Below are 7,503 nucleotides of genomic sequence, written 5' to 3' on the forward strand. Positions count from 1 at the left end.
GGATTGATATTTAAAATCTTTCCGATTTTATTTGCTGTTTATTCTATGGCTAGTAATAGCAGAAATTAATCTTAGCTTGAATCAAAAACTCAGCAAATAAAAACAGACCAATTACCGCTATGACGAGCACTACAGATTAGCTTGGGGGGATTAAGTAGTTACCATCTTAGATTCATGGGAAGAACACCAAGCAAGAAAAGCAAAACAGGACAGGAAGTTATTGCAAGAATGCTCACTAAGGGTCGCATTCGTGATAGCGGTAACAACATGAAATTCAAAAATTCAACTAATAACCAATGGTATTATGTTCAAGATGCTGATATGGCACATTTAAAAGATGCCGTTAAATATTGGAATCAGAAAGGTAAGTGCCATAGATCTAAATCTAAGAAAGTAAGATCATTCATGAGAGATTTAGATAATTATAAATTAGAATATTTTGGTCATAATCCTTCTCAAGGAGCATGTTTAAAAGAAAGATATAGAGATTCTGAAAGTTTTATTGGTCTAATAGAAAAATCGCAGTATTTTTAACAAGTAAGGTTATAAAGATGAAAACACTATCTGATAATAAATTGGAAAAAGAAATAATTGCTATAGTAGAAATTGGTAATCAATATCATGACAAGAAAGATTTTACCAATGCCTTAAATAAATATAATGATGCTTGGCAATTACTTCCCGAACCAAAGCTAGATTGGGAAATAGCTAGCTGGATTTCAAAATGTATATATAGTGCTTATTTTGACTTATCAGATTTTATTACTGCTAAAAAATGGGGTGTAATTTCATTACAAACAAGGGGATCTAATATAAATACGGGGCCTTTAATTAATCTAGGAATGGTTTGTTATGAATTAGACCAGTTAGAGGAAGCATATAAATACTTTGATGAGGCTTATAAATATGGTAAAGCGCGAGCATTCCAGGAAAGGCAAAAAGAAAAAATAATTTATAACTGTCGACATTAAAAAGCAAACAAACCAACGACGCTACTCAGTACTACAGCTACAACGCCGAACACCGCCTAAATGAAGTACGCATCGGCGAGGTAGACCAAAACAACTATTACAGCTATGTCTACGATGCCTTAGGTCGATGTATCGAAAAAAATCTGTTAGACAACACCTCCCCCCTATAATCGTAATCGTTTCCTATGGGGCGGCTTAACAATAATTCAGGAAACCAGCCCGAATCAGTACAGTAGCCTGTATATTTATACCGACCAAAGTACGAATCACTGGCAAGTAGAGATAAACGAAGTAATCAACCACAAAGGGTAATATACTTCCACACCAACCTGAACGGTTATCAGAAAGAGCTTATCGATACAAACGGCATCAGGAAATCCTAAGTTCTATGATTTTAGTGAAGTAAATAATGCAACTGATATGATTAATCCAAGTTAAACAGGCAAACAAAGTTTAAGTGGCAGTCAAGTTCCTTTACCTGTTGACCCAAACGAGGTATTTGTAAATACTATTACAAACTTGGATAAATTGCCTAATAGACTTGCAGCGATTAATGATCATGGTTCTCATATATTCAAGCAAAAACATGACATTTGATGAATATCAGAAATTGCTTAATCAAATTAAATGGGATTAGCTTATAAATGACAAAACTTATTGTTAATGAAAAAGAGGCATTTGCAGATTTGAAAAGAATAATGCAATCATGGGATGTGAATGAAAACAATACATCACAGAAATTAATAGATTTATTTTTAAGGCAATTAATACAATCTAAATGGGATAGAAAAAAGATATATAAATTTGCATTTTTATATATAAAAAATAATTTATCCGATCCAGATTACGATAACATTCCCGAGGCTGCTTTTGACTATTTGGATGACATAAAATCATCGATTATTGGTCATTGTAGTTATGATTCAATTTTGAAATTTCCTAATGAACCAAAAAATAAAAATGAACTAATAAGTTATGTCAGAGGTGAAAAATGGAAAAATTGATGTTCTAAAAATAAATTAAATTACTCTATAGTATCTTCAGGTACTATGATCCGGATATAGGACGCTTTACCCAGCTGGACCCAATAGGATTAGCTGGTGACTTTAATCTGTGTCACTATGCACCAAATGGATTGGCTTAGGTTGATCCTCTTGGGTGGAGTTGTTTGTTATTTCATGGGGTTCAAAAAAGGGGAACCTGTTTCTTTTAAAGCAAAACTAGGAGAGTATCAAATTGGTAAATCAGCGTTTAGTAAAGACAACACGCGGTATTTCTGTTTTTGATAATCCTACTAGTGTATCTAGTAAAGGGTTTATTCCTCATAAAATATGATATGACTACTATTAGCGATAATTTGAAAATTATCAGGTTGCGCTATCAAAAATACAGGTATTAGATTAATGAATATTATATTTCCTGATTGGTATGACAATTTGTTTCAACTTGAATGCGAATCTAAAGGAGTTGTATTAAATTTTGAAGTTACAGTAAATGGAAATATATACACATTCAATTTTTATGATCCGATACGGTTTATTCAAGATGCAGAAGATCAAATATCTGATATAGGGTATTTTAAAGATGAATATGCTGTAATCCTTAAAAAGGTAACAAAAGATAATATTATCAGATACTTATTATCAATTTAGTTTATAATGAAAATTTTTCAACAAACCTGTCATATCTAAATTACCTTTACTCATATTGACATAAGAAAGCTAAAGTATTTTTCGGCTTTATCTATCCGGAATCATAAAGATTAAAGAATATAATGTCAGCAGAATTTCAATTATTTTTTAATGATGAAAAATAAAAGAATATTGTAAATTAAGGCATTGGATTTTATGTGAGGTGATAACTATATGGGTGATATTAAAAATCTTGTTACGCGTTTAAATCATGGCGCTCAAGACGAAGTATATTGGCTTGGAGCTTGTGATGAATCACAAATTAATATACTTGAAAATAAGCTAAATTTGTCATTACCAAATGAATTAAAAGAATTTATTTTATTGGTTGGTGGCGGAGGGGTTGTTGGTGAAGAAATATCAGGCATAGTTGATAATAATGCCTTGGCTGAGTCTGGAGGAGCTATCTATTATGATACTTGTCAATGTCGAAATGAATACTCATTACCATTAGATATGGCAGTTATTTATTTTAAAGATGACGATGTATGTTGCTGTGTTGATTGTAGGAAAAATACTTATGGACAAATAGTTAATTATGATCTCTTCTCAAGAAAAATATCAAACGTCCTAGCACCGTCATTCAGATGTTTTTTTGAAGAATATGTAAACTTACGGACGTAAATTAAGACTGCCGCAACCACAACCTGATGCGTTTTAATCATCTACTTAAATTCAGAGATCAGAGCTATAGCTATCACCCGTATGGCAGCGTCAAAAGCAAACAAAACAACGACGTAACCAGCACTACAGCTTACAATGCCGAACATCGCCTAAGCAAAGCACGCATCGAACATTCAAACCACAACCAGCGTTACGGCTATGTCTACGACGCCTTAGGTCGACGTATCGAAAAACATCAGCTAGACACAAGTGGAGACCAACCCTACAACCGAACCCACTTCCTGTGGAATGGCTTAACAATGATCAGGAAACCAGCCAGAATCAGCACAGTAGCTAGTATATCTACACAGACCAGAAACAACTACAAACCACGAGCAAGCATAGACAAAAGAGGCAGCGAAGATGAAGAAATAGCCTACTTCCACACCGACCTTAACCGTTGCTCGGAAGAGCTTAACGATGCAAACGGTGAAATATTGTGGAAACGTAGCTGTCAGCTATGGGGTAAACGATTTCAGGAAATTGAGCAAGAATCAATAGAGCAAAATCACAGATATCAGGAACAATATTTGGACAGGGAAACTGGCTTATATTACAATATGTTCAGGAGCTATGATTCGGATATAGTAGATTTACCCAGCCAGACCTGATTGGGTTACTAGGTGGCTTTAATCGGTATCAGTATGCACCTAATGGGTTGGCTTAGACCGTTCCGTAGGAGGAATTGCAATTTATTACAGGCAATTAAGCACATTAAAAAGCAGCTAACTAAAGGAAAATAAGCTCTTATAAGAGTACGAAATAAAGCTGATGCAGAAGAAATATTGAGAGCGTTAATTTCCGCGAACGAAAAACATCCTCAACACAAAGGATATATGGATACCACTAAATCAAGAACATTTTGCCCACAAAAAGATGCATCTGACTGATTACCTCGTCCATTTAGTAGAAAAAGGAACTTATCATTGGGATGAATTTAATCCAAATGAGAAAATTAGAGATCATGCTTCTGAAAGTGCGCATTTGCTAATTCACATCTATAACAGTCGAATTATTAGAATATTTTATGAATAAGAAAAAATACAATAATCCTTACCATCCATTTCCCTATGAAATGAAAGGGCAATTCTTTGAAAGATTAGAAGAAAATAAAACTCGTTTTATTGAGATTTATTCTATTGAATATGCAAAACCTGGGGATGACGACGAATGGGAATTTTCCTTGTATTCGCTTTATATAGATCAACTTATAAAACCAATAATAGATGAGGAAGAAGTGTTTTTTTTATATAAGCTCCGCACATATTATGCAGATCCAGCATTAACTGATAATGATAATGCATTCAATCAATCAATAACTTCATTTGAACAATATGTTTTTTCTAATTTCGATGAATTATTAGAATATATTGAACAACGATGGAGAATAGGATTAAGTGATTTTGTTCCAATTAATAAAACAAATATACCTTATTAAAAAATAAAAATATTTGTATAAAGATACTAAATTATTAATTGAAGTTGAAAATTTATCAACAGTGATAAGGGTAGAGCAATGAAGATATTGAATTACATAATATTCCAATGCTATTAACTGTTAATAAAAGCAAAGAATATCGACACCAAATAATAAAATCGGCCACTAGCTTATAATAGATAAAATTAAGCTTAAGTGAAACACACATCAAACAATCCGATCACAGCTAGCGTTACGATTATATCTACGACACCTTATGCTTCTGTATCGAAAACATCAGCTAGGCACAACGAAGACCAACCCTACAACCGTACTCGCTTCCCATGGAATAGCTTAAAAATGATTCAGAAAACCAGCTAGAATCAGCACAGCAGCCAGTATATCTACACAGACCGGAAGCAACTACAAACCATGGGCACGCATAGGTAAAAGAGGCAGTGGAGATGGAAAAAACAGTCTACTTCCACACCGAATGGGGTTGCTGTATTCAGTATACGGATTCGATTGGCCTAGAAAACATCATGCGAATAGGTGTCTTAGAATCTTATGTAAAAGTAAAGTTTATATCACAGATATTTTAATGAGCCCGAAAGATGTAATGACTAATATTATTAGAATATATTTATAAAGGAAAGTTAACACTAAATGAGGTATTATATTCTGGTAAGAATCCATATTCTTTTTTGTCAAGTTTAGGTTATGAAACCAGATTAAAACTGACAAACAATCAAATTAATTCTAGTGTAAAAACAAAAGGTTGATAATAATGGATATTGAAAAAATAGAATTAACTAGAAGTGAAGTAAATGCTTTAACCAAAGCAATTCTTTATTTAAAGTTCGATTGTGAGGAAACAGACTCGTTATTTTATTGTAGCAGCCCCATTATTAATTCAATTTTTGAAAAATTGATAAAAATGTATGGGAATCAAAAAGATTGGAACAGAATTTTTTCAAATATTCCTGAAATGAATAAGAGTGTTGCTATTGATAAAATAGCTAATTATGAAAAACAAAACAATAGATATTTTGATGAGAAAACAAAAAATGAAATATTAGAAAAATATCTTTTCCCCTATAAATTAGACAAATAAAATTATTAATAGAGCCATGTTTCACATGGCAGGTATTATCAATATAAAAATGCACAAGGACATAAACGTGTCACAGTAGAATAAACAAATGATCCAATAGCTAAATGCGGACCAATCAAAACGTAGTGCTAATTCAATTACCTATGACTTCGAACAAGAACGATATCAAAAAATTATTGATTCGCTAACCAATGATCATCACATATATTATGAATAATAAACTTGAAAAAAAATTACTTTATAAAAAAGCAGAAGAATATGTTAGTCAATTAGAAGGAATTGAATCATTTACAATTTCGTCTGTTAATAATGAAGATTTTATTTGGTATAAAGAACAGCTTAAAATTTTTTTCAAGATTGATCAAATTGATAGCGAAATCAGGCTAGAGCACCCGATTAGCCAAAAAAAATTAATTGAAATTATAAATAACACTTTAAATAATAATTTTTTTAAATGCATCCAACTATTTGAAGAAAAAATTGCGATACACTTAAATATTAATCATCTTGATAATTTTTTAAATAGTATATTTAAATACAACCAATCTTTTGATTTATCATTATTGTTTTTACAACCTGAAAGAATATTGGTTATTAATGATGATGAATATGAAATATATCTTCATTATCGTATAAACAATTAGAGATATGCAATCAGGGCTAAAAGGAAAAATTTACCTATGTAAATGGCGCAGTATTGTGAGCATACCGCTATCAGCTCTGGGGAAAACGGATTCAAAAAATCGAACACATCCCGATACAACAAAACCTTAGATATCAGGGACAGTATTTAGACAGAGAAACTGGACTACATTACAATACTTTCTGATACTATAACTCGGATATAGGTCACTTTACCTAGCTAGCCCCCGATTGACCAGCTGGGTGACTTTAACCTATATCAGTATGCACCTAATGAGTTGACTTGGGTCGATCCATTAGGATTGACTGTACAGGGAAAATGCAACCATGTCATTTCGATAATGTAAGGATTAAAAGATTTTATTTAGATATATCTATAAATGGAAGAAAAACTACGGAAGCTAAATTAGGTTTAGATAAAGCTGACAATCTTATCTGGAAGCGGTTTAGTAACATGAAAGGTATTAGTAAAAAATCCATAACCCAAGCGAACAAGCATATAGACGGTTTGATAAACAATAAAAAATTATGGGGAAAACTAAAACTCAAGTATCTCATGCCATAGAAGAATTTAAAAAGATATTAAATGACTCAAATAGTAATAAAAAGTCAATTGAATTGGCCGAGCGGGGTGTGGTTAAATTTTCAAAAATGCAGGAGAAAATTAATGGACTTAACTGATTTTCTGAGAACAGGAATATATTTGGAATTAAAAGTAGGCTTATCAGAAAAAGAAATATATTCTATTTTGCAAAAAAAAGATTTGGGTAAAAAATATCACTTTGATAAATTGAACAAAAGTGAAGGTTTTTCTTATTTTTATGATTCACTGGAAATAATGGTAGTTGATTCCAAGATACATTCCTTAGGATTTGATGTAGCTCGTCATCCAATTACTTTATTAAATAATGTAATTATATACTCTGAAACAAGTTTTGAACTTATTATGAAATATCTCGATATTGCTGATATAAACTGGTCTTTTGAAAAAAAATATTGTTATAG

10 protein-coding genes and 2 pseudogenes are annotated in these 7,503 nt (G+C 31.9%); all 12 read left to right on the forward strand.

Features of this window, described 5'->3' with window-relative positions:
* The first annotated feature begins 174 nt into the window (after positions 1–174).
* The gene (locus tag A9G30_RS08155) at positions 175–534 is read left to right on the forward strand and encodes a GH-E family nuclease (protein ID WP_065582197.1); all 360 of its coding nucleotides are present in this window, start codon (positions 175–177) and stop codon (positions 532–534) included.
* 17 nt (positions 535–551) lie between these two features.
* Positions 552–971 carry a hypothetical protein gene (locus A9G30_RS08160; protein WP_065588632.1) on the forward strand — a complete coding sequence of 140 codons (420 nt, stop codon included), beginning with the start codon at positions 552–554 and terminating at the stop codon, positions 969–971.
* Positions 972–1,615: 644 nt separating this feature from the next.
* Positions 1,616–1,975 carry a hypothetical protein gene (locus A9G30_RS08165; RefSeq protein ID WP_065582195.1) on the forward strand — a complete coding sequence of 120 codons (360 nt, stop codon included), beginning with the start codon at positions 1,616–1,618 and terminating at the stop codon, positions 1,973–1,975.
* 20 nt (positions 1,976–1,995) lie between these two features.
* Positions 1,996–2,112, forward strand: a pseudogene (locus A9G30_RS13640) (RHS repeat-associated core domain-containing protein); the annotation flags it as partial.
* Between the two features lie 262 nt (positions 2,113–2,374).
* The gene (locus A9G30_RS08170) at positions 2,375–2,623 is read left to right on the forward strand and encodes a hypothetical protein (RefSeq protein WP_065582194.1); all 249 of its coding nucleotides are present in this window, start codon (positions 2,375–2,377) and stop codon (positions 2,621–2,623) included.
* 213 nt (positions 2,624–2,836) lie between these two features.
* On the forward strand, positions 2,837–3,286 hold the full coding sequence (locus A9G30_RS08175) for an SMI1/KNR4 family protein (protein ID WP_065567335.1): 450 nt from the start codon (positions 2,837–2,839) through the stop codon (positions 3,284–3,286).
* A 26-nt stretch (positions 3,287–3,312) separates the two neighbouring features.
* Complete coding sequence (locus A9G30_RS12415; RefSeq protein ID WP_081295763.1) at positions 3,313–3,936, forward strand: RHS repeat domain-containing protein; 624 nt, start codon at positions 3,313–3,315, stop codon at positions 3,934–3,936.
* A gap of 416 nt (positions 3,937–4,352) precedes the next feature.
* Positions 4,353–4,763 carry a hypothetical protein gene (locus A9G30_RS08185; RefSeq protein WP_065582192.1) on the forward strand — a complete coding sequence of 137 codons (411 nt, stop codon included), beginning with the start codon at positions 4,353–4,355 and terminating at the stop codon, positions 4,761–4,763.
* A 766-nt stretch (positions 4,764–5,529) separates the two neighbouring features.
* Positions 5,530–5,856, forward strand: coding sequence for a hypothetical protein (locus A9G30_RS08190; RefSeq protein WP_065567038.1), 327 nt, complete (start codon positions 5,530–5,532; stop codon positions 5,854–5,856).
* 209 nt (positions 5,857–6,065) lie between these two features.
* Positions 6,066–6,500 (forward strand): hypothetical protein, encoded by a 435-nt coding sequence (locus A9G30_RS08195; RefSeq protein WP_065572374.1) that lies wholly within the window; start codon positions 6,066–6,068, stop codon positions 6,498–6,500.
* Between the two features lie 68 nt (positions 6,501–6,568).
* Positions 6,569–6,806, forward strand: a pseudogene (locus tag A9G30_RS13645) (RHS repeat-associated core domain-containing protein); the annotation flags it as partial.
* A gap of 359 nt (positions 6,807–7,165) precedes the next feature.
* A partial coding sequence (locus A9G30_RS08205; RefSeq protein WP_141672045.1) for a hypothetical protein occupies positions 7,166–7,503 on the forward strand: 338 nt, incomplete at its 3' end.

Origin of the sequence: Gilliamella sp. Fer4-1 (assembly GCF_001690515.1) — a bacterium.
In the GTDB taxonomy this organism is placed as follows: Bacteria; Pseudomonadota; Gammaproteobacteria; order Enterobacterales; family Orbaceae; genus Gilliamella; species Gilliamella apicola_C.